Source organism: Caballeronia sp. AZ7_KS35 (genome assembly GCF_023631045.1).
Taxonomy (GTDB): domain Bacteria; phylum Pseudomonadota; class Gammaproteobacteria; order Burkholderiales; family Burkholderiaceae; genus Caballeronia; species Caballeronia zhejiangensis.
In genome coordinates this window covers 84,313-104,364 of record NZ_JALQDV010000067.1, presented here as the reverse complement: position 1 = coordinate 104,364, position 20,052 = coordinate 84,313, and the positions used below count along the sequence as shown (strand labels likewise).

22 protein-coding genes and 1 pseudogene are annotated in these 20,052 nt (G+C 62.5%); 8 read left to right on the top strand and 15 right to left on the bottom strand.

Annotation, left to right across the window (positions count from 1 at the left end; all coding sequences use genetic code 11):
• Positions 1 to 194 (bottom strand): HigA family addiction module antitoxin (locus tag NCT05_RS35240; RefSeq protein ID WP_250504531.1); only part of this gene is annotated, 194 nt, incomplete at its 3' end.
• Positions 195 to 390: 196 nt separating this feature from the next.
• A complete protein-coding gene (locus NCT05_RS35235; RefSeq protein ID WP_250504527.1) occupies positions 391 to 1,314 on the bottom strand; it encodes an NAD(P)/FAD-dependent oxidoreductase in 924 nt (307 codons plus the stop codon).
• An 805-nt stretch (positions 1,315 to 2,119) separates the two neighbouring features.
• Here NCT05_RS35235 and NCT05_RS35230 point away from each other — a divergent pair.
• The 4 genes from NCT05_RS35230 to NCT05_RS35215 are packed head-to-tail and all read left to right on the top strand — an operon-like array spanning position 2,120 to position 3,842.
• Positions 2,120 to 2,377: a hypothetical protein gene (locus NCT05_RS35230; protein ID WP_250504521.1), complete on the top strand. Its 258-nt coding sequence runs from the start codon at positions 2,120 to 2,122 to the stop codon at positions 2,375 to 2,377.
• On the top strand, positions 2,374 to 2,958 hold the full coding sequence (locus tag NCT05_RS35225; RefSeq protein WP_250504520.1) for a diguanylate cyclase: 585 nt from the start codon (positions 2,374 to 2,376) through the stop codon (positions 2,956 to 2,958). The genes NCT05_RS35230 and NCT05_RS35225 overlap by 4 nt, the downstream gene beginning before the upstream one ends.
• 56 nt (positions 2,959 to 3,014) lie before the next feature.
• Positions 3,015 to 3,569, top strand: a complete 555-nt coding sequence (locus tag NCT05_RS35220) for a DUF3005 domain-containing protein (RefSeq protein ID WP_008345556.1) — start codon at positions 3,015 to 3,017, stop codon at positions 3,567 to 3,569.
• A gap of 27 nt (positions 3,570 to 3,596) precedes the next feature.
• Entirely contained in the window at positions 3,597 to 3,842 is a 246-nt protein-coding gene (locus NCT05_RS35215; protein ID WP_250437908.1) for a DUF3460 family protein, read from the top strand.
• 9 nt (positions 3,843 to 3,851) lie between these two features.
• On the opposite strand, the gene NCT05_RS35210 is transcribed toward NCT05_RS35215, so the two are convergent.
• Positions 3,852 to 4,316 (bottom strand): DUF2269 family protein, encoded by a 465-nt coding sequence (locus NCT05_RS35210; RefSeq protein ID WP_175982122.1) that lies wholly within the window; start codon positions 4,314 to 4,316, stop codon positions 3,852 to 3,854.
• Positions 4,313 to 5,617, bottom strand: a complete 1,305-nt coding sequence (locus NCT05_RS35205; protein ID WP_250504518.1) for an SDR family oxidoreductase — start codon at positions 5,615 to 5,617, stop codon at positions 4,313 to 4,315. Before NCT05_RS35205 ends, NCT05_RS35210 begins: the two co-directional genes overlap by 4 nt.
• On the opposite strand from NCT05_RS35205, the gene NCT05_RS35200 reads away from it, so the two are divergent.
• Both NCT05_RS35200 and NCT05_RS35195 read left to right on the top strand, forming a co-directional pair.
• Positions 5,616 to 6,104, top strand: a complete 489-nt coding sequence (locus NCT05_RS35200) for a hypothetical protein (protein WP_250504517.1) — start codon at positions 5,616 to 5,618, stop codon at positions 6,102 to 6,104. The genes NCT05_RS35205 and NCT05_RS35200 overlap by 2 nt on opposite strands.
• A gap of 28 nt (positions 6,105 to 6,132) precedes the next feature.
• Positions 6,133 to 6,249, top strand: a pseudogene (locus NCT05_RS35195) (zinc-binding dehydrogenase); the annotation flags it as partial.
• Here NCT05_RS35195 and NCT05_RS35190 read toward each other — a convergent pair.
• From NCT05_RS35190 to NCT05_RS35155, 8 genes are all read right to left on the bottom strand, one after another.
• Positions 6,236 to 6,673 carry a pyridoxamine 5'-phosphate oxidase family protein gene (locus tag NCT05_RS35190; protein ID WP_250504515.1) on the bottom strand — a complete coding sequence of 146 codons (438 nt, stop codon included), beginning with the start codon at positions 6,671 to 6,673 and terminating at the stop codon, positions 6,236 to 6,238. The pseudogene NCT05_RS35195 and the gene NCT05_RS35190 sit on opposite strands and share 14 nt — an antisense overlap.
• A gap of 81 nt (positions 6,674 to 6,754) precedes the next feature.
• Positions 6,755 to 7,324 carry a YbhB/YbcL family Raf kinase inhibitor-like protein gene (locus tag NCT05_RS35185; RefSeq protein WP_008345576.1) on the bottom strand — a complete coding sequence of 190 codons (570 nt, stop codon included), beginning with the start codon at positions 7,322 to 7,324 and terminating at the stop codon, positions 6,755 to 6,757.
• A 107-nt stretch (positions 7,325 to 7,431) separates the two neighbouring features.
• The gene (locus NCT05_RS35180) at positions 7,432 to 8,364 is read right to left on the bottom strand and encodes an MBL fold metallo-hydrolase (RefSeq protein ID WP_250504513.1); all 933 of its coding nucleotides are present in this window, start codon (positions 8,362 to 8,364) and stop codon (positions 7,432 to 7,434) included.
• 265 nt (positions 8,365 to 8,629) lie between these two features.
• Entirely contained in the window at positions 8,630 to 9,622 is a 993-nt protein-coding gene (locus NCT05_RS35175; protein ID WP_250504511.1) for an ABC transporter substrate-binding protein, read from the bottom strand.
• Between the two features lie 2 nt (positions 9,623 to 9,624).
• A complete protein-coding gene (locus NCT05_RS35170) occupies positions 9,625 to 10,818 on the bottom strand; it encodes a Gfo/Idh/MocA family protein (protein ID WP_250504509.1) in 1,194 nt (397 codons plus the stop codon).
• Complete coding sequence (locus NCT05_RS35165) at positions 10,818 to 12,143, bottom strand: Rieske 2Fe-2S domain-containing protein (RefSeq protein ID WP_175982127.1); 1,326 nt, start codon at positions 12,141 to 12,143, stop codon at positions 10,818 to 10,820. Before NCT05_RS35165 ends, NCT05_RS35170 begins: the two co-directional genes overlap by 1 nt.
• A gap of 41 nt (positions 12,144 to 12,184) precedes the next feature.
• Positions 12,185 to 13,147 carry a PDR/VanB family oxidoreductase gene (locus NCT05_RS35160; RefSeq protein WP_250504506.1) on the bottom strand — a complete coding sequence of 321 codons (963 nt, stop codon included), beginning with the start codon at positions 13,145 to 13,147 and terminating at the stop codon, positions 12,185 to 12,187.
• A gap of 185 nt (positions 13,148 to 13,332) precedes the next feature.
• The gene (locus NCT05_RS35155) at positions 13,333 to 14,685 is read right to left on the bottom strand and encodes an MFS transporter (RefSeq protein WP_250504504.1); all 1,353 of its coding nucleotides are present in this window, start codon (positions 14,683 to 14,685) and stop codon (positions 13,333 to 13,335) included.
• Between the two features lie 235 nt (positions 14,686 to 14,920).
• Here NCT05_RS35155 and NCT05_RS35150 point away from each other — a divergent pair, with 235 nt between their 5' ends.
• Positions 14,921 to 15,508 carry a MarR family winged helix-turn-helix transcriptional regulator gene (locus tag NCT05_RS35150; protein ID WP_033535651.1) on the top strand — a complete coding sequence of 196 codons (588 nt, stop codon included), beginning with the start codon at positions 14,921 to 14,923 and terminating at the stop codon, positions 15,506 to 15,508.
• 176 nt (positions 15,509 to 15,684) lie between these two features.
• Here the strand turns inward: NCT05_RS35150 and NCT05_RS35145 are convergent, their stop codons facing one another.
• The 3 genes from NCT05_RS35145 to NCT05_RS35135 form a co-directional block, all read right to left on the bottom strand.
• The gene (locus NCT05_RS35145) at positions 15,685 to 15,966 is read right to left on the bottom strand and encodes a hypothetical protein (protein ID WP_250504503.1); all 282 of its coding nucleotides are present in this window, start codon (positions 15,964 to 15,966) and stop codon (positions 15,685 to 15,687) included.
• Positions 15,967 to 16,488: 522 nt separating this feature from the next.
• Positions 16,489 to 16,932: a response regulator gene (locus tag NCT05_RS35140; protein WP_144403563.1), complete on the bottom strand. Its 444-nt coding sequence runs from the start codon at positions 16,930 to 16,932 to the stop codon at positions 16,489 to 16,491.
• A gap of 203 nt (positions 16,933 to 17,135) precedes the next feature.
• Positions 17,136 to 18,827: a methyl-accepting chemotaxis protein gene (locus NCT05_RS35135; RefSeq protein ID WP_250504501.1), complete on the bottom strand. Its 1,692-nt coding sequence runs from the start codon at positions 18,825 to 18,827 to the stop codon at positions 17,136 to 17,138.
• 474 nt (positions 18,828 to 19,301) lie between these two features.
• Between NCT05_RS35135 and NCT05_RS35130 the strand changes: the two genes are divergently transcribed.
• Positions 19,302 to 20,003: a TMEM175 family protein gene (locus NCT05_RS35130; RefSeq protein WP_008345595.1), complete on the top strand. Its 702-nt coding sequence runs from the start codon at positions 19,302 to 19,304 to the stop codon at positions 20,001 to 20,003.
• Positions 20,004 to 20,052 lie beyond the last annotated feature (49 nt).

Genomic DNA, 20,052 nt, shown 5'->3' with positions numbered 1-20,052 from the left:
ACCGCCATTTCGGGCGTGATGCTCGCGCTGCCGTCGAAGATCCGGTGAAGCGTTTGACGAGCCACGCCCAGATCTCGGGCCGCCTGGCTCACCGAGAGGCCCAAATGGGGCAGCACAAAGATCTTGAGAAGATCCCCTGGATGGTGTGCCTCGTCCTGATAGCGGGTGGTGCCGGGAATCGACGTGGAAGCCATGGTGGCAAGCGTAACGCGTTGCGTGACAAGTGATCAGGCTACCATGAAGCTGGGTGAGCCGCGCCGTGAGCGTCCCGGCCCGGCCAGACCATCTTTTCACAGATTCCCTCGCTCTGAGCCGCGACAGTGCGAAGCAAGATGCGGCGCAGTTAGCCTACTCACGCCGATGCTGATGTCGCAGCGGCCTGCCGCCGCTTCAAAGCGGATTGCCTGGCAAGCTGCAATGGATAGCCGTCGCGGCGATCGCGGCTTCGCCGACTGCCACGCAGATCTGATTCAACGAATTGACTGCATCGCCCGCGGCAAATATGCCGGCCACGCTAGTGCGCTGCCGCTTATCCGCCACGATCATGCCGTCCTCATCCCGTTCGACGTTCAAGCCACTCAATAGCTCAGTTTCTTCGCGAGAGCCAAGCACAGGATAGACAATATCGAACCTCTGTCGCCGCCCATCCGGGCAGACAACGCTCAAGCGCCCGTCAGCGTTAGCCGAAGCTTCGAGCGCACCCAACGGCACCAATTCTATGGCGTTCTCTACGGCCGACGCGCGCTCCTCTTGCGTCAGCGCCGAAAGGTCGGGCGCGACGACAGCTACCTGCCTGCAAAACGTTCGGAAGAACAAAGCGTGCGACAGCGCTCGTGACGCGGAACCCAGCATCGCCGCCCGTTTGCCATGCGCCTCGAAGCCATCGCATATCGCGCACAGCCTGAGCAATCCTTTTTCGGTAAGCCGTTCGGCTCCGACGATCGGCGGTAGCCTATCGCGGATCCCGAACGCGAGCAGGACACGATGTGCCAGAGCGCTCTGCCTGTCAGCATCGCCGCTGCTCCTGTAGTCCACGACGAAGCCGGCGGACACCTGTCGTATCGCGACGACTCGGCCGGCGATTATCGGCACCGGGTAGCAATCGACCTGCCGACGCATCTTGACGATGAGTTCCTTGCCGCTGATGCCGCCTTCAAAACCAGCAAGGTTACGCACGATCGGGATCCGCGACGCTCTGCTCTGACCGGCATCGATAACCAGGGTCGAGCGCCTGAACCGGGCAAGATAGAGTGCGGCGGTCAACCCAGCCGGACCGCCGCCGATAACAACACAGTCAAAAGCCTGATCCATCATCGATTCCTTCTTGCACAACCGACATAGCCGAATCAACACGGTGCGCGGTTCATTAACAAGCCTTCGTGGCAGGGTTGAGCAATTCCGATTCCCAAAAGTCCCATGTTGGAACCCGACAATCAAAGTGATCGCGACAGTGCGTAAGGGTCGCAAGCACCCGCCCCGTCGAGCCACGCTGCCGATTCGACATGCCCGGAGTTAGCAAGCGGGTCTCGTGCGCGGCAGCCCAGGCAGCCGTCGACTTCGTCGAAAAGCGAATCTCGTCTTTCGTCTCAGTCTCAGGTCGAGGCACCGAAAGCGCGCTTCGTGGGAAGGACACCGACGTTCGCGCGGGCAGCGCCGCCGCCCGCTTGTGGGTGGGATGATCGCGACGCCAGATCAACCAGCAATCAGAACGGGTGCGCGGTTCGGTGGCCAAAGGCAACCCGCCGTCCGCCTGTCACAGCGTTCCGACCGACTGTGTTTCACACTGAACGGTGCACCGATGTTCGGACATTGTGTCGCGAGCCGGTCGGCCAACCGTCTGTGGATCGGTGGCCGTGCAACTTTCAGCACGCGTCTTGAATATAAGAGGCCGGGTTCACTTCTTGAAACAGCGGCAGGCTGACGCCGGTCGCCTTGTCATCCGCGAGCGCTCTGCTGCCCGGCAGACCCTCGGTGTTCGGATCGAGCGGTTTGTGGACGCCCGCGTTTGTACTTCCGCGTTGACGTTCCGCTTCCTCGCATTTCGTACATGCGCGCTGAGTTGTGACGCGCGGCAGTGCCCGTGACAATGAGCACGTACCTGTGGTGAAACCAGTCGAACATGCCGAAAGCCAACATCACTATTCGAACCATGACAGCGGAGTCGCTCCCCGAGCACGACCTGATAACCGCACTGATGCAGCGCCACGTCGCCGTTCTCGATGCCCGCGTCGCACCCGATGGCATCAACTTCGTTTGCGAGGCCGACGTCGGCGCGCTCAGGCGCTGCGCCGAGCATCTCGCGTCGCTTTCCTTCGTCGGCGGCGTCTCGCTTCAACTGTGTCAGGCCGCGGCATCGCCCGGCGGCAGCGGAACATGAATCCGGCGCTCGCGCAGCACTTCCTGCTCTACGGCGTGCTTCCGTTGTGGCTCGCCGCCGGCACCGCGGACGCGCTTTGTCACCGCTGGGCGAATCTTCCCGAGACTGCCGGCGTGCGCGAATCGCTGATGCATATCGCCCAGCTAACCGAAGGCGCCGGTGTCGTGCTGTGCGCATTGTTCCTGCAAATCAACGCGTTCGCGATCGTTGCGATGGCCGCGCTCATCGTCGTCCACCATCTCACCGTGTATGCGGATCTGCGCTACGCATCGGCGACGCGCGTCATTACACCCGTCGAGCAAATGGTACATAGCGTTCTTGAGATGGCACCGATCGTCGGGCTAGCCATCATTTGTCTCGCACATCCCGATGTCTTCGCCAGACTGTTCGATAACGCCGCTAGTTACACGCCCGCATGGCGCGATCCTCCGTTGTCCTCGACGACCGTCACAGCCGTGCTGATGCTCTGCGCGATATTCGGCGCCGTGCCGTACGCGATGGAACTCGCAGCGTCTATCCGCGCTTCGCGCAAGCGGCAACGGCGGAAGACGGGTGCCGCCAGCGAGTCCGTCATGCGCTAGGCACGCGCCATGCGCAGACCGAGTCGTGCAGCGAGAAACGACGACTTGGAGCAAGCATGCAGAACGCCGAAGGCAACCCGACCCAGGCCCAGCAGAACGAGATGGCGGCAAAAAGCCCCGCCAAGACACCAGCGACAGGCACCGCATCGCCCGATGCCGCCACGCAGGCAGCGGAGTTCGGCCGCGACCGCAATGCTGGCTCGGCCGAGCCCGGGCAGCGCAATGACCCGTCGCCGCTGCCCGACATCGACCATGCTTCGATCGCGCGGGATTCCGGCGATCCGGTGCAGCGGGCGAACAGCCGCATCGTCGGCGTGGATTCGCAAGGCATGGGCTCGACGGACGATACCGTGGACGCGGACGCCAAGTCGATCGAAGCGCGCCGCGATCTGTCGGGCTGGCACGACAACGTCATCACATCGAACGCGACGCTCGAAAACAACGTGCCGGCGCCGGCCGCAGGACTGGGCGGCATCGATAGCCGCGTGACGGGCAATCTCCCTTCCATCTTGCCGAAGCCGGGCTATCGGGTCGTCGTTACGGAAACGGTGTACGCCGAAGAGCGCAACGGTTCACGCGCATCGCACGTGTTCAGGCTGGAGCGCGAATAGCCCGGGCCGCACCCCGAGGAGCAAGCGATGAGTTTCTTGCAGCGTCTCTTTCATCGGCGCGAGCACGCCGTCAAGACCGATCTCTATGTGTCGGACTTCGAGCAGTTTCTGAATCGGCTCAAGCACGACCATCCCGAACTGGATCGCGAACAGATGCTCGGACGCGCGCTGCTGTGGGACAAGCTTCCACAGTTTCCGAATTCCGGCGATGTCGCCGGGAAGGAAGGCGAGCTGAGACAACCTTCGTATGTTTATTACAGCCGGACGGATTGAACCGCGTGCCTAGAGCGTCTTCGTGACCATCAGCCAGAAGATGCCGACGAACGCGACGAACGCCATCACGCCGAGCGCGATCCATGCGGACATGAGGCGCCAGTAGCGCCTCGACAGCCCGGCGTCGGATACGGCGCAGGCTTGCGCCTCGGCGGCGAGGCGCATCTGCAGCCACACGACGGGCAGCCAGCACGCGATCGCGAAAACGTAGAGGCCGATCGACCAGGCGAGCCAGGGACTCGAAACGGGAAAGCCCGTGAGCCGCATCATCAGATAGCCGGTGAGCGGTTGAACGATGGCGGTCGGCGTCGTGAAAAGCCAGTCGGCCAGCACCACGAGCCGCGACACGCGCGCGACGGTCCGTGCATCGCGTCCGATGCTCGCGGCGAGCAGATAGAACGCGGAGCCGATTCCGGTGCCGAACAGGATCGTCGACGAGATCACATGGATCCACTTGATCGTCAGATAAGTCACGTCGAGCCCTTTCCATCAATGTTCACCAGCAGTAAGAGTGCGGCGATCATCGGCAGATTCTTCGACAGCGGGCCATACGGATGCAGCCAGAACTCCGGCAAGCGCCAGGTAATCAGCACCGAATAGACGACGATCAACCCGATCTGCGCCCACCAGAGACGGCGTCGCGGTCCGAGCCGCGCGGGCCACGCGAAGCACAGCACGCCCAATAGCAGGTCCAGCAGCGCGGCCGAATACAGCAGGAAGAGGCGCGTGCCTTCGGGCGCGCCGACTCGCGCCAGCAAGTCGAGGCTCGCCGCTCGCGGATAAAGCCAGGCGGACACGATCGCGGTCCATATCCACACCGCACCGATCGCGCCCGCCAGCAGCGGCGCGAGCCACGCGAGCTTCGCACGCAGGCCAAGCGTGGCGCGTTTCGACGGCTCATCGCCGAGCGATCGGGGCGGCCTGCCGAGCCATCGCTGCATGCCATCCGCCGATGCCGCGTTGCCCCGTTCCAGCATCGCGAGTGCATCGGGGCTCATCAGCGCGCCGGGCAAGCGCGCGCATAACGCGGCGGCCGTCTTGACGAGCGGCATCGGCACCGGCATGAACAAGGGCGCACCGGCGGAGCAAAGCCGATTCAGCAGACGCAAGTATTCCTTCATCGTCACGGGTCTCGGACCGACAGCCGCCACCGTCTCGCTCGCGGGGGCTGCGCTTGCGCGCGTCAACGCGCCGCGCGTCACGAGGTCGACCACATCGTCCACATGAACCGGCTGCACGACCTGCGCGCCCGACCCCGGCAGCGGCACGACCGGCAACGTCGACCACGCGGCGAAGAACTGCGTGCTGCGTCCGTCTTCGGCGAACACGAGCGAAGGCTGCACGATCAACGACGACATGGGCAACGCGCGCAACGCGTCGTCGGCGGCTTTCTTGGAGCGGTGATAAGGCGTCTGTGCGCCCCCATCCGCGCCGAGCGCCGATATCTGCACGATGCGGCCCACGCCTGCCATCACGGCCGCCTGGAATAGCGCGATCGGCGAACGCGTATGGATGCGCGAGAAGTCGTGTCCGGTCCGGTCCTCGAAGATGCCGGCGGCATTGATGACCACATCGACGCCTTCGAGCAGCGGCATCACGCTTGCTGGGTCGAGTTCATCGCTCAAATCGAGCGCCACGAAACGGCAGCCTCTCACGGCGCCTTCGCCGCCAGGCGCATGGCGCGCGGCGCACCTCACCGCGTGTCCTTGCGCAACCAGCGCCCCCGCGATGCGCGAGCCGAGGAGCCCCGTGGCGCCTGTCAGAAAAATGACCATGACTGAAGACATCGACCCTGTGACGGATATCCTGATTCCCGGCTCCGTTGCCGGACTGTTATCGACGGCGGCCCTTGCGATCTGTGGGCGTCTGCACGGCAAACGCGCAAGCGCGCCGATCAGCGCCGTCAGCCACTGGTTATGGCCGCAAGAAGCAAACCAGACCGCGCGGCCGGAATGGCGCCATCTGCTTGCCGGTCTCGCCATTCACCAGTCGATGTCGATCGGCTGGGCCGCCTGCAATGCGCTGGCTGTCGCGGCCGCGCGCACATCGCCGAGACTGCGCGGCGGTGCCGCGCCGACTCACGGACAACGCGTCGCACTCGCCGCAGCGACGACGCTTGCCGCAGCGGCCGGCGATTATATCGTCGTCCCCAAGCGCTTCACGCCCGGCTTCGAATATCACCTGCCCGCGGCGCACATCGCCGCTGTCTATTTGGCGTTCGGCGCGGGACTGGTTGTGCCCTTTCTGCCGAAGCGCCGCTGAATGCGCAGCCTCGCTCGCTGCAATCCGCGTCGTGGACTCGACGTATCCGCTCGCGCGTGCAACCGACGCGCATCGGCGGATGGAATCGTCGACGAATGTCGGCAAGATCATTCTGTCAGCGGCTACGGCAATCAGTCAGGCGTGATCTCGCCATCCTCCTCGCCCATCCAGTAGTGAATGCGCTCGGCGCGAACCTTGATGAGTACGATCCCCGGCGTTTCGAAGCCTTCCGAGAACCACTTCTCGATGTCTTCGTTCCAGTGATCCTTCATCGCCGGTTTCTCGCGAATGAGCTCCGCGCGACCCTCGACGGCCACGAAAAGCGGCGGCGCGCCGTCCGTGTTCGCGCTGCTCGTGAAAGTCAGCGCCACGGTCGCATCGGCCTTGATCTCCTGCACCGTATGCGTTTCTTCGAGCGTGAAGAAGTAGCTGTCGCCGTCGTATTCGACATCGCGGTTATTGCTCATCGGCCGCGCGGCGATCTTGCCGTTCAGCGAGCGCGTCGAAAGCATCGCGAAGTCGATCTCCGCCATCTTGGTTGCGAGATCGTGCAAAGTCAGTTGGCTCATGGTGCTCTCCGTGGGTTGATCGCGTATCTTCCGCAACCCGCGTGCCGGTTCGCATCGGAGAGCCGCGCCTTGCAGGTCTGCTCAGTCCGCCGAACGGTGATAGCGCGCCACGTAGCGCGCCTGGCCGATGACTTTCCCATGCATCTGATAGGCGACAAGCGCGGGACTTGAATCCGCTTTGACATCGAGGCTCGAAACGGTCAAAGCCGAAGCCGTCACGATGTATCGATGCGCTTTGCCCGGCGGCGGGCACGGTCCGCCATACGCCGAAGCACCGAAATCGGTCAGCGTCTCGATTGCACCTATCGGCAGCACTCGGGCATTGCCCGACGCGCCTTTTTCAATCGATGTTTGCGACGGCGGAATGTTTGCCACTTGCCAGTGCGTCCAGCCCAAACCGCCGGTGGGTGCATCCGGGTCGTAGATGGTGATGACGATGCTCTTCGTGCCGGCCGGAACATGCGACCACGAAATGCGCGGAGAGACGTTTTCGCCATGACAGCCGAATTGACCGTACACCTGTTCATTTTCGAACCGACCGCGATTCAGCCCATCGACCTTGACAGTGAAGGAATCTGCAACCGCAATGGCGGGTACTGTTGCAAGCAAAGCCGTGCAGCACACGGCTGGCAGGAGACCGTTGAGTTCCATATCGTGTCCGTTGTATAGAACCAGTAGAAGAAGGCCGCTCACTGACTATCATTGCCAGTGACGCGGATGTCCTCGAATCCAACTCGCAATGCGCCGCGAAGTATCGATCAATAGTCCCACTGCACCGGCACGAAGCGGTAACGCTCACCGCTCTTTGCAACATGACCGATCGACGGAAACGCGACGTGCGCAGCAGCGAGCAGCGTGCCGGTGTCAGCGGCGGCGTCGAGCAGCGCAATACGCACGTCCACACAGGCTTCGGGATCATGTTCGAAGCCATTCTGCCAATCGGGGTTGTCGAAGTTGACTTCGAAAATGGCGTCGCCGACGAACGTCAGCTTCTCCCCGTTCGATGCGACATCCACGACGCAGTGCCCCGGCGTGTGGCCACCCGTCACCCGCGCCGACACGCCCTGTGCGACTTCAACTGTCTGATCGAACTGCACGATGTTCTCGCTGTAGCGTTTGGCGAACTTCGCAGCAGCCTCGCGGAGCGCCGGAGGAACCGCTTCGGGCATCACCGTCTTGCTGAAGTCCGGATTCTTCCAGAACGCGATTTCAGCGGCGGACACATGAATGCGCACGTCGGGACGCAGCTTCGCCTTGACGCCATCGACATTCAGCCCGCCGACGTGATCCATGTGCATATGCGTAATCACGATATCGGTGATGGCAGCCAGGTCGATACCGGCCGATTCCAGGCGCATTACCGACTGACCGGCGCGCGAGAAGTATTCGAACCCATCGCCTACGCCCGAGTCGATCAGGATCAGGCGTTCGCCGCTGCGCACGAGCGCGATATTCAGCGCCCAGTCGAACGTGTCCCGTTGCAGGAAACGGCCATCGAACCATTCGTTGCGATCGGCTTCGCTCACGTTCGTGGACATGGTGGAGGTCGGCAGCGGCAGCACGCCGTCGCTGATCAGCACGACATCGATATCGCCTATGCGAACTGCGTATCGGGAAGACACGAGCTCGCCCGATCCTTCTTTGCCGAGCTTGGCGATAACGGGCTGCACATTGCGGGTTGTCTGGCTCATCTTCGATAGTCCTGGAAATTTAATGGCGTGCGCGCGCGTTGCGCTTCCTTTCGCTCGCGTTCGACCGAGCGTGTGACGGATTGTAGGAAGCGGTAGCGAAGGCCAGTAGGGTCGCGAGTGCGTACACCGTGTTGCCTGAGTGGCGACAATGGACGGTCGCGCGACGGCCGTCATCCGGTGAGTCCAGACTGAACGGAAGATGCCGGAACCGGCATGTGAGGCGCTATCGAAGATGTGAGGCCGCGTCGCCGCGGCCATGTCACGCTCAGATCTTGAAGCTTTCCAGCGTCGCGGGATGAAAGAGTTCCTCGGGCTGCAGCAGCCGGCTGGACAAGCCTTCCTGATGATGCCGCTCAAGGAACCGCGACAACACGTGCCGGTTCGGCTCGAAGCCATACGACCAGAAATCGTGGCCCATGAGACGCCGCGCATTGCGCAACTGTTCTTCGACGAACGGCAGCGTCACCTTGGTCGCGGACGTATCGCTGAGTCTGGCGAGCGCCAGCGCCTTGCTCTTCTCGAACGCCTTCGCCACCGCGCCGGGCAGCCACGGATGCTGCTCGGCGAGCGTGCGCCGCACGCCCAGCAGATGCATGATCGGGAACAGTTTCGTGCGCGTGTACCACTCGGCGGCGGCCTTTTGCGGATCGTCGAAAAGGTATTTGACGTTCGGATGCCCATTCGCGAAGCACGACGGCGCGCGCGGGCCGATGAGCGCATCGATCTCGCCGGATGCGAGCATGCCCGAGATCGTCTGGTTCTCCGGTGCGTTTTCGAGCCTCACGTCGCCGGGCAGCTTGAGACTGATCTTTTCGAGCCGGCCGGCTTCCTCATAGCCGCCGCGAACCCACGTGACGTCCGACGGCTTCAGACCGTGATCTTCCTCGAGAAAGAGCCGCGCCCACACGTTCGCCGTCAGCTGATATTCCGGCACGCCGATGCGCTTGCCCTTCAAGTCGGCAGGCGATTCGATGCCGCGATCGTTGCGCACATAGATCGACGTATGCCGGAACGCGCGCGACGGAAAAATCGGCACGCCGATATACGGGCTCGTGCCCGCCGCCGTCTTCACGCTATAGCTCGACAGCGACAGTTCGCAGATATCGTAGTCGGCGTGGCGAAACGCGCGAAAGAAGATCTCTTCCGGATCCTGCAGCATGAAGGTCGGATCGACGCCGTCGATCTGCACTTCGCCATCGACCAGCGGCCGCATGCGATCGTAGTTCCCCACCGCGACCGACAGATTGAGCTTGCCCATATTCAACTTTCCTTTGTGATTGACGTTTCGCCGCCGATGAGCACGTCGCGCTGTTCGGCGCTCGAACGCAGCATCGCGAGGCAGATCTCCAGCGTGCCGCGCGCCCAGACGCCGTCGTGCAGCGGAGCGGTCTCGCCGTGCACGGCGGCCATGAGTTCGTCGATGACTTCCGCGCGCGGCACCTCGGGCGCATCGAGCTCGATGCGCTCGCGCCGTTCGTCTCCATACACGACGATGCTATCGGGCATCGGCCGGAGATCGCCGCGCTCGCACGACACGATCAGCGGCCCGAAGTGCTGATGCCTGCGGGTATCGGCTGTCTTGGCGGCGGGCGCATAGGCGTTGCCGCCGTACGTGCCCGCAGCCTTGAGACGCGCCTCTTCTTCGCGCGACGCCACTTTCGCGAGCTTGCGCCGCGCGGCGCCATACTCGTCGGCGTTGCGCGTCTGACCCATTTCGCCTATCCAGCCGGTCCACTCGTCGGAATCGAAATGTCCATAGCCGTTGTAGGCAAGCGTCGCGAATGCGCCGTTCTCGAACCAGAGCGTCGCGGTGTACGCGCCTTCGGTCGGACGCGCCGTATCCCAGTTGCCGACGGCAGCCCGGATGCGCGTAGCACGGCTTCCGGCAAGCATTCGCACGATATCCACCTGATGCGCCGCCTGACTGAAAACCGCGCCGCCGCCCTCTTCCGTTTTCAGTTCCTCCGGACGGCGCGGCCGGTAGAGATAGTCGGTGTAGTTGAGCGCCTGGATCATCTTCACGTCGCCGAACGCGCCCGATGCGATCAACTCGCGCGTTCGCAGATACGGCGTGTCGAAGCTATGGCAGTGACCGACGATGAGATGCACGTTCGCCTCGCGACATGCGGCGATCATGTCGTCGCACTCGGCGAGCGACAGCGCCATCGGCTTCTCGACGAGCACATGCTTGCCGTGCGCCGCCGCGATTCGCGTATGCGCCGCATGAAACTGATGCGGACTCGCGATGTAGAGCGCATCGATATCGGCGCGGCGCGCGAGCGCTTCGATGTCGTCGAAAGCGGGCGCGTCGAAATCCGCTTCGAACTGCGCGCGCGCCGTCTCGCGCGGATCGCACGCCCCGGCGAGTCGCACGCGCGCGTCGCCGAGAAAGGTCGGCAGCATCAGCGAAAAGGCGCGGCCGAGGCCGACGATGCCGAGTCTGATCGTGGTCATCAGACCTGAACCTGATAGTTCGATTCGAGTTCCGGCGCTTCCTTGTCGACGGACTCCATCCAGACCGGATGCGCCGCGTATTGCTTCCAGTCGGTGTCTTTCGGCACCATCGCCTGGAACGAGCACACGCTGCGTGGAATGGCCTTCTCGCCGGTCCCGATGGCCGCCTCGCCGGACTTGAACGCCTCGAGCGCATCGAGCATGCGGCGGCGGAACTCGACCACGGCGACATCGCTCGCGCCGAGGCGCTCTTCGGTGCGATCCGCGATCGCGCCCATCGTCACCCACATGGCGATGTCCTGATTCGGGAAGCCCTTGATGCCGGTGAAGTTGCCGGCCTTCATGGCTTCGCGATCCTGCCAGAAACGGTTGTCGTGATTGCGCAGCGGCCGATAGTACTCGTCGAGATCGATGCCGACCTGCTGCCCCAGGAACTTGCGCCACGTCTCGGTTTCCGGCGTCTTGTCCGGATGGCCCCACGCCATGAAATAGAACGCCGTGCTGTGGTCGTCGCAGGGCACGTTGATGTTCGCGACGTTGTAGAGGTTGTTCGGCGGGATCAGCGCGGTTGCCGGCGCGACGAACACGGTCGAGCGCACGTAGTCATGCGTAGCCGCGTTCTGTATCGGGCGGCGCAGCGCGGCATAGCGAAAGCCGTATTCCGTGCGATGCACCTGGAGGCGCGGCGCCTTGTCCGTCGATGGACGCAGCCAGTTCTTCGAGGTCGCTTCCGCGCCGCCCACACGCGCCGGCACGAAGTCCGACGAGTGCAGACTGGAGCTGTGCGCCGAATCGATCGCGCCTTCGAGAATCTGCGCCCAGTTGCACGGCAGGATCGCCTTGGCGATGCTCACGCGCGTGTCTTCGGTCGGCGCCCATGCCGGCGGCACGAACTCGGGAATGGCGTCCTGCGGGCCCATGTAAGCCCATACGAAGCCGCCCCACTCTTTCGTTTCATAGGCCTTGTGCTTGACCTTCTTCGTCATGTCGCTGCACGAAGGCTCCGAGACCATCTCGATCACATTGCCCTTCACGTCCATCTTCCAGCCGTGATAGAGACAGCGCAGACCGCAATCTTCGTTGCGTCCATAGACGAGCGACACCCGGCGATGCGGACAGTACTCGTCCATCACGCCGACATTGCCGTCGGTATCGCGGAAGACGACGAGATCCTCGCCGAACAGACGCGCCTTCACCGGCGCCCCGTCAGGTTCGCTGACTTCTTCGATGAGACACACCGGCGTCCAGTGACGGCGCATCAACTGACCCATCGGCGCATCGCCTTCGACGCGGCACAACAATTCATTTTCTTCATGCGTGAGCATTTACGCTTCTCCTGACCAACCTATGCAGTGGGGAATGTTCTTCAGAGATCCAGCACCAGTTCTTCGCTCTTCGCACGCGATACGCAGATCATGATCTGATCGCGCTTCTCGTCCTCGCCGAGCACCATGTCGCGATGATCCGCTTCGCCCGCGCACAGCGTCGTGCGGCACGATCCGCAAGTGCCGCTTTCGCACGAGCTCGGCGCGCGGATGCCGTTGTCCCGCAAGATTTCGAGAATCGAGCGGTCCTTCGGAATCTCGAAAGAGCGGCCCGAGCGTTCCAGCTTCACGCTGAAAGGCGCGTTGTCGGCTGCGCGCGACTGATCCACGCCGAAGCTCTCGAAGTGCACGCTGCCGGTCGGCCAGTGCCCGGTCATGTCGCGCACGCCGTCCATCAACGCGCGCGGGCCGCAGCAATACACATGAGCGCCGCTCGCGGGCTTCTCGAACACGGGCCAGAAATCGAACGCTTGCGCGAGGTCGCCGTGGTCGTGATGAATGACCACATGCGGCTTCCATTCCGGGCCCGACAGTTCGTCGATGAAAGCGGTGGTCTCAGGGCTGCGCGAGACGTAGATGAGCTTGAAACGCGGGCCGTCGATGGCCTTCAGATAACGCATCATCGAGAGAATCGGCGTGATGCCGATGCCGCCCGCAACGAATACGAAACTGCGCGCGCGCTCGTTGAGCACGAATTCGTTGCGCGGCTCCGAGACGTCGATGCGATCGCCTTGCGCGAGGTCGTCCGCCATGCTGACCGAGCCGCCGCGACCCGCCGCGTCGCGCTTCACCGCGATCACATAGCGGTCCGTCTCGGCCGGATCGTTGCAGAGCGAATAGCTGCGATTCGCGCCTTTCGGCACGCGCACCGTCAGATGCGCGCCGGCCGTGAACGCAGGCAGCTCGCCGCCTGCGCCGTCACGCAACTCGAAACGGAAGATGCCTTCCGCCACCTGATCCTTCTTAGTCACCACGAGCGTCCTGAATGACAGTTCGTCGTTCATTGCACCGGCTCCCCTGCTTGTCGCCTCATTCGATCGAGCCGTCCCAGCGTCGATCACCATGACGTTTATATTAGATATCTAATCATTTATCGGCAAGCGGGTTTTCCCTGAAGCGCGTCACCTCGTTACAAGAAAAAACGGCGCCTTCATTACGAAGGCGCCGCCGCTGCTGCGAGAATCAATGCTTACGAATGCTTTTCCGCGTGCTCGCGCAGCGTGTTGGCCGGCACGCCGATCAGCACGGCGAGTCCGCCCAGCATGACGATGGCCGCGATCGCCGATAGCCCGATGGCCAGACTGCCCGTCATCGTCTTGATCCAGCCGAGCGCGATGGGTCCGCAGAACGCGCCGACTTGCCCCAGGCAACTGATCGCGCCGATGCCCGCGGCGGCGGCGTCATCGGAGAGATAGGCCGGTGGAATCGACCAGATGATCGCGGCCGCGCCGAAGTACGAAATGGAGATCATGCCCAGACAGACGATGGCCGCTGTCGTATTGCCGGCCAGCACGGGCAGCAGGAAGCCGCCCAGCGCGCCCACCGCCGTACACAGGAAGAAATGCCAGCGGCGTTCCAGCGTCACGTCGGAACTGCGCGCGACCGCGAACATGCCGAGCGCGCCGATGATGTACGGCAGCGCGGACAGCAAACCGACGTTCAGCACGTCCGACACGCCCGCCTGACGGATGATGGTCGGCGTCCAGTAGTTGAGGATCGTGCCGCACAAAGGCACCGTGCCCCAGCCCGCCGCGAGGATATACACGCGCGGATCCTTGAGCGCCGCCAGCAACTGATGACGCGTATGTTTGGCGGGCTTTTTCTCGGCGCGGTCGGCGGCGAGCGCATCGAGGATGATCTTCTTCTGTTCCTCGTCGAGCCAGCGCGCGTCTTGCGGGCGATCGACGAGATAGAAGAACGCGACGATGCCCACCAGCAGCGCAGGCAGGCCTTCGAGAAAGAAGAGCCACTGCCAGTTCTTGTAGCCGAGCACGTCGACGAAGTTATGCAGGATCCAGCCCGAGAGCGGCCCGCCGATGATGCCCGCCGCGGCAATCGCCAGCAGGAAGCGCGATGTGATCCGCGCGCGCCGCGCGCCCGGATACCAGTACGTCAGATAGAGAATGATGCCGGGCCAGAACCCGGCCTCCGCCGCGCCGAGCAGGATGCGCGCGATATAAAACTGCGCCGGCGTGGTCATGAAGGCCATCGCGGTCGAGATGCCGCCCCACAGGATCATGATGCGGGAAATCGTGAGGCGTGCGCCGATCTTCTTGAGCCACAGCGTGCTCGGCACTTCCAGCAGGATATAGCCGATGAAGAACAGACTCACGCCGAGACCGTAAGCGGCGTCGGACAAACCGAGATCCTGCTTCAGATGCAGTTGCGCGAAGCTGACGTTCACGCGATCCAGATAATTGAGCACCCAGCAGACGAAGATGAACGACATCAGCCGCCAGGTGACCTTGTGATACGTGGCCTCTACACGCGCTGCCGCCGCGTCCGATTCCGATATGAATTGCGTGACTGTGGATTTGGCCACAAAGCGTCTCCGATTCCCATGCTCATGAGGACGATGCCCTGGCGCAGAAAGATGCCTCCCGCGACCCGGACATACCTTATTTTTATTCGATATCTAATCATTATGGTAAGGAGACCGGCGCGCGCGGACAAGTTCGGGTTTGCACGGAGTTCTGCGCGCTTTGCAACGGATGCGGGCGCGACGGCTGCGCGGCTATGATGTCGGGAAGACCAACTGCATTCGGGAACGAACCGCCATGACACGAAAGAAGGCTGTGGAGGGCGCGCCCCGCGAGACCGCGGAGATGCTGCGCCATTGGCACGAATCGGTGCCCAACGATCGCCTCGCGCACCTTGTAAAGGACGCCACGCGCTCGATGGTGCGCGCATTGCAGATGCGGCTCGCCGAGCACTCGGTGTCGTTCGGGCACTGGACTTTCCTGCGCATTCTGTGGGAGAAAGACGGCCTGACGCAGCGCGAATTGAGCGAACAGGCCGGCGTGATGGCGCCGACGACCTTCGCCGCCGTCACTGCGATGGAGAAGCTGGGACTCGTCGAGCGTCAGCAGCGGCCGGACAACAAGAAGAACACGCATGTGTTCCTCACCGCAGAAGGGCGCGCGTTGAAAGACCAGCTCGTTCCGCTTGCCGAGGAAGTTAACGAGATCAGCGTGACGGGTTTGACTGACCGCGAAATCAAGACAGCGCGCAAGGTGCTGCTCACGATCATCGAGAATCTTGCGGATGATGAGTCGGGCTCGACCAATCCCATGCGACGCGTCTTATCGACGCGCGAACTGGGCAAGCTGATCGCCGAGCGCGGCGAGAGTTTTGAAGACGCGTGATGCGCAGTAGCGCCTCCGCGCCGATCGCGTCATGCGACCTCGAACGGATCGATTGGGCGGTCATCCATCACGATTTCCGCATCGAGTTTTTGGGTGCTGATCGAGAAGCGCGCCTGGTGCGGGAATGACGTGCAAAGGGCGTTTCGGGCGCTTGCTAATGGCCGGTCCCTTGCCGGTCACGATGGATTCGGCGGCGTCCGAGTGTTGCCGTCATCAGCCTCCGTCAAAGGCAAATCCTGTTTCGGTTCAGCGGGCTTCGTGTCGGGTTGCTTCGTCTTGTCGGTATCGACAACGTCAGTGCCGGGTTCGTTCTGCGGAATGGTCATGATCGGCTCCAATCGGTACGTGAATGTGAGCGCCTCGAGGCGCGCAACATCGACTGCAGCACGAAGAATGCCCAAACGGCCGGAACACCGTTTGCTGTTCTTGAGAATCAAGACAACGATGGAGCCGATCATGTGCGCCGCACGAACGGAAAACAGCAAGCCGCCTCAGAATCCGATCGATTTCGACGGGCTCACCGATCTCGGTCCGGCACAGCCCAAGAACCCGCCCCACCGCGCTAACGAAGACGCTGAATTACGCGATCCTCCAAGTCCGGCCGGCGTGCCGTCCACTGGCGCGAATGAAGGACAACGTTGACGGCCGGCTCACGGAGGCTGGTCATGGTCCATCGTCGAATGCAAACGGCGAGCGCACCTGCTCGGGTCGGCGCACGCGATGCAGGTTCAGCGCGACATCCGCAGCATCGGCACGGCCCTCACGCGCGCACCGAGGCGGAATCTGCAGCGACGGCCAGCCAGACGCATCGCGTAGTCGATTAAACGCGAGTCAGCGTCCGGCCACCGGTCGCGCTCCATGCTCAGCGCCCTGCCGTCTTCGCCCCCGGTTATGTAGAAACTACGCTCGAGCGCTTCTCGCAGAAGCCGAAAAAGTCCTCTTGTGTCGCTTGCGAGCGACCAAGCAGAGCGCTCGCGCCATCATAGGGTTCTCTCGAAGATCGCGCCGAAACCCGATGTGTCCTTACCTGTCGGCGCGGCGCTGGCTAAAGGCGGCGCAATTTGAGCCAGCTTGTCTGCGAGCGCGGCTTCTGAAAACGGCTTCACGATATAGCCGCTCGCACCGGCGTTGATCGCGGCGAGCACGTTCTCGCGCCGCTTTTCGGCGGTCACCATCAATACCGGCAGTTCGGCCAGATCGGACTTGCGGATCTCCTGCAGGAGAGTCAGCCCGTCCATATTGGGCATGTTCCAATCAGTTATGACGAGATCGAACTGTTGCGTGCGCAACTTTTCGAGCGCTGACACTCCATCCTCTGCTTCGTCGATGGTCGTATAACCGATCGCTCTCAGCATTTTCCGGATCAGATTGCGCATGGTGGCCATGTCATCGACCACCAACAAACGCGTGTGAGCATTTACCACCCTTTCCTTCTCCTTCATTTAAAGAAGCGCTCGCAAGGATTGGCTATCGCCCCTGCAAGATGCTTCGCACTATTGATTCACTACAACGCCTTTCGAGACGACGGTGTTGAGCGAGCCCAAGGACGTCCGATCGAGACAACGCGTCGAATTCGACGCAAGCCTTCGCCGCCGACTCAGGCCAAGGCATCGGCCGCCCGCCACGCTCAGAACGTCGACCAGTCGCCGTCAGCCGCCGCCGCGACTGCAACCGGCTTCTGTCCGCTCGAAGGCTTCGGCACGCGCGGCGTCGTCCCGCTCTTTTCGGCGAGTGCGGGTCGCGGCGTCTGAGGAGCGCGATGACTGATTGGCTTGACGGCGAGCGTCTGACCGGTGCGAAACACGCCTACGGCGGCGGTCAGTTGCTTCGCCTGATCCTCCATCGAACCTGCCGCGGCCGCTGCCTCTTCAACGAGCGCGGCGTTCTGCTGCGTCACCTCGTCCATCTGCGAGATAGCTTGATTCACTTGCTCGATGCCACGGCTTTGCTCGTTGGATGCGGACGCGATCTCGCCCATGATGTCGGTGACTCGCTGGATCGCCGTGCCCACACGCTTCATCGTCTCGCCTGCCTGTGCGACGAGTACGGTCCCTTCTTGGACTCTTCCGCCTGACGTTTCGATGAGATCCTTGATCTCCCTGGCGGCCGTCGATGACCGCTGCGCAAGGTTACGCACTTCGCTCGCAACGACGGCAAAGCCGCGGCCCTGCTCGCCGGCGCGTGCTGCTTCGACTGCAGCGTTGAGCGCCAGGATGTTGGTCTGGAATGCGATGCCTTCGATAATCCCGATGATTTCGGCGATCTTTTCGGAGCTCTGCTCGATGCCATTCATCGTCTGAATCACCTGACCGATGATGGCGCTTCCCTCGTTGGCGACCGCATTCGCGTTGTCCGCCAGTCCGCTCGCTTGCTGGGCGTTCTCCGAGTTTTGCTTAACCGTCGCCGTCAGTTCCTCCATGCTCGCGGCGGTTTCTTGCAGCGATGCCGCTTGCTGCTCTGTGCGACTCGAGAGGTCGGTATTGCCAGCCGCAATCTGAACAGCGCCCGATGATACGGATTCCGAACTTGTGCGGATCGTGATAACCATGTCTTGCAGACCACGGCGCATGCTTTCGACTGCCGCGAGAAGGCTGCGGTCATCACCGTCCTTCAAGGGCGTTGGCGAACCGAGGTCTCCGCCTGCAATCTCCCGAACAACGCGCGCGGCAAACTCCGGTTCTCCGCCGAGGGCTCCGGTGACGCTGCGTATGATTTTCCACGCCAACGCAGCAATGACCAAGAGCGCTACGCCTATCAAGCCGGCAGTCTGAAGCGTCGTATGCAGGATGGTGGCGCTGATATCGTCGGTGAAGAATCCGGTGCCGATCCACCAGCCCCAAGGCTTGAACTCGACAATGCCGTTCATCTTGCCTGTCATGACGCCGGTCGATGGGTGGGCGGTGACCACCATCACCACGGGGATGTGCTCCTTGGCGAGCATCTCGCGATAGAACTCTGTGTCTGGCCGTCCGTCCGGCGCCTTGCCCAGCAGGATTTTGCCGATGTTCTCCTGTTTGCGATGAACGAGCGAGGTCCCATCCGGAAGGCGGGCCCAGAAGTAACTCTGATCGGAATGATTCATCCTGTTCAAAGCGGTCTTCGTTGCGGACTGCGCTTGCTCCGTAGTCATCGCACCGGCAACTTCCTGATTGTGATAATACTCAGCGAGGTGCTCGGCCATTTTCAACAGGTTGACTATCTCCGCCTGTTTCGCATCGAGCATTGCGCGTCGCTCGCTATAGACGCTGTATCCTCCGACTGCGAGCAAAGCGATAAGCGCTGTGACGGCTAACAGTGTCAGCCGAGTAGAAACTTTCATTGCAGATTCCGTGTGCATGGTTGTGGTCGCGGCAATTCGCGGCGTCCTCCCTGCTAACGGCACTAACCGCAAGCACTTGAGTCGAGGATCGCGGCGGACATCCGGTTTTCGTCTGGCCGACCGCGGGACGCGCTGCGGACACGCTGCCGCGGTACGCGAGCGTTCCCCCGTCGGACGTGTTCAAAGGTCGACTTGACCCCTTTCAAGCCAAACTTCGTCTGCTCGGCCGGTATCGTGATGCCCAACCCCCGCTTGCGAACGCGTGGGCGGCACACCGAATGCTTCGAGTCTTTCCGCCGCGACGCCGTCGTAGCGGGGCCGCGTCAGACGGGTTCGGCGCTCGAGTCAGCCTTGCGAACGCGCGAGTCGTCCGGGCCGTGCTTCGTCGGCTGCCAATGAAGGCGGCACGCAAAGGAAAGGCGTTGCCGTTTTTCGGCCGGTGACTCTGATCTTGCCGAGCGCGAAAGGACTCAGATGATGCTACGTAACAGGCGTAAATCTGCCGACACGGAAACGCATGGTGCCGAGCGCGGACTCGACCGCTTCGAGGGATTCAGCGACGCGGTGTTCGCGATCGCGCTGACCCTGCTGATCGTCGAGATCAAGGTTCCCGGATCCCCGGAGGGCACGCATGACTACAGCGACCTGGCAAGCGCCATGGCGGAGCAGTGGCGCGAATATCTCGCGCTCGTTCTCTGCTATGTCGTGATCGGAGCCTACTGGCTGCAACACCATTATTCGGGTCGCATTTATGCAAAGAGCGATCACTGGTTCGGCGTAATCAACCTCCTGTTCCTGCTGGCGATCGTCGTCATTCCTTATCCGATCCGCGTGTGGTGCTTTCACCTCGGCACGGGCTTCGAGCCCGTCGCATCAGTAACCCTCGTTGCCGGTCTTGCCCTGACCGCCTGCACCTGGATGGCGAAGTGGTTCTATGCAATGCCAGGCCGCCGGCTGATGGACGAACGGCTCGCGCCGGATTTCCTCCAGCAGATGACGCGCCGCTACGGCGCTGCGACGCTGGTTCAGATCGCTGCAGTTCCCGTCGCGATCGCGGCGTGCCGCATCGGCGTGGCCATTGCACTGCTGTCCATCGCCTTCTTTCTGCTGCCACAGCCCACGCCGCGCTACAACCCCAGAGAGGAGCCGAGCGAGGCTGAGAAATTAGGCAAATAAAGGGGGCGCGCTGCCTCGAGCGGGATCGGCCAAATTCGGCCGTTTGCTC

Excerpts from the sequence above, each read along its gene's own strand:
- NCT05_RS35235 (WP_250504527.1), bottom strand. The coding sequence starts at position 1,314 with ATGATGGATCAGGCTTTTGACTGTGTTGTTATCGGCGGCGGTCCGGCT.
- NCT05_RS35230 (WP_250504521.1), top strand. The coding sequence starts at position 2,120 with ATGCCGAAAGCCAACATCACTATTCGAACCATGACAGCGGAGTCGCTC.
- NCT05_RS35225 (WP_250504520.1), top strand. The coding sequence starts at position 2,374 with ATGAATCCGGCGCTCGCGCAGCACTTCCTGCTCTACGGCGTGCTTCCG.
- NCT05_RS35220 (WP_008345556.1), top strand. The coding sequence starts at position 3,015 with ATGCAGAACGCCGAAGGCAACCCGACCCAGGCCCAGCAGAACGAGATG.
- NCT05_RS35215 (WP_250437908.1), top strand. The coding sequence starts at position 3,597 with ATGAGTTTCTTGCAGCGTCTCTTTCATCGGCGCGAGCACGCCGTCAAG.
- NCT05_RS35200 (WP_250504517.1), top strand. The coding sequence starts at position 5,616 with ATGACTGAAGACATCGACCCTGTGACGGATATCCTGATTCCCGGCTCC.
- NCT05_RS35205 (WP_250504518.1), bottom strand. The coding sequence starts at position 5,617 with ATGGTCATTTTTCTGACAGGCGCCACGGGGCTCCTCGGCTCGCGCATC.
- NCT05_RS35190 (WP_250504515.1), bottom strand. The coding sequence starts at position 6,673 with ATGAGCCAACTGACTTTGCACGATCTCGCAACCAAGATGGCGGAGATC.
- NCT05_RS35185 (WP_008345576.1), bottom strand. The coding sequence starts at position 7,324 with ATGGAACTCAACGGTCTCCTGCCAGCCGTGTGCTGCACGGCTTTGCTT.
- NCT05_RS35180 (WP_250504513.1), bottom strand. The coding sequence starts at position 8,364 with ATGAGCCAGACAACCCGCAATGTGCAGCCCGTTATCGCCAAGCTCGGC.
- NCT05_RS35175 (WP_250504511.1), bottom strand. The coding sequence starts at position 9,622 with ATGGGCAAGCTCAATCTGTCGGTCGCGGTGGGGAACTACGATCGCATG.
- NCT05_RS35170 (WP_250504509.1), bottom strand. The coding sequence starts at position 10,818 with ATGACCACGATCAGACTCGGCATCGTCGGCCTCGGCCGCGCCTTTTCG.
- NCT05_RS35165 (WP_175982127.1), bottom strand. The coding sequence starts at position 12,143 with ATGCTCACGCATGAAGAAAATGAATTGTTGTGCCGCGTCGAAGGCGAT.
- NCT05_RS35160 (WP_250504506.1), bottom strand. The coding sequence starts at position 13,147 with ATGAACGACGAACTGTCATTCAGGACGCTCGTGGTGACTAAGAAGGAT.
- NCT05_RS35150 (WP_033535651.1), top strand. The coding sequence starts at position 14,921 with ATGACACGAAAGAAGGCTGTGGAGGGCGCGCCCCGCGAGACCGCGGAG.
- NCT05_RS35145 (WP_250504503.1), bottom strand. The coding sequence starts at position 15,966 with ATGATCGGCTCCATCGTTGTCTTGATTCTCAAGAACAGCAAACGGTGT.
- NCT05_RS35135 (WP_250504501.1), bottom strand. The coding sequence starts at position 18,827 with ATGAAAGTTTCTACTCGGCTGACACTGTTAGCCGTCACAGCGCTTATC.
- NCT05_RS35130 (WP_008345595.1), top strand. The coding sequence starts at position 19,302 with ATGATGCTACGTAACAGGCGTAAATCTGCCGACACGGAAACGCATGGT.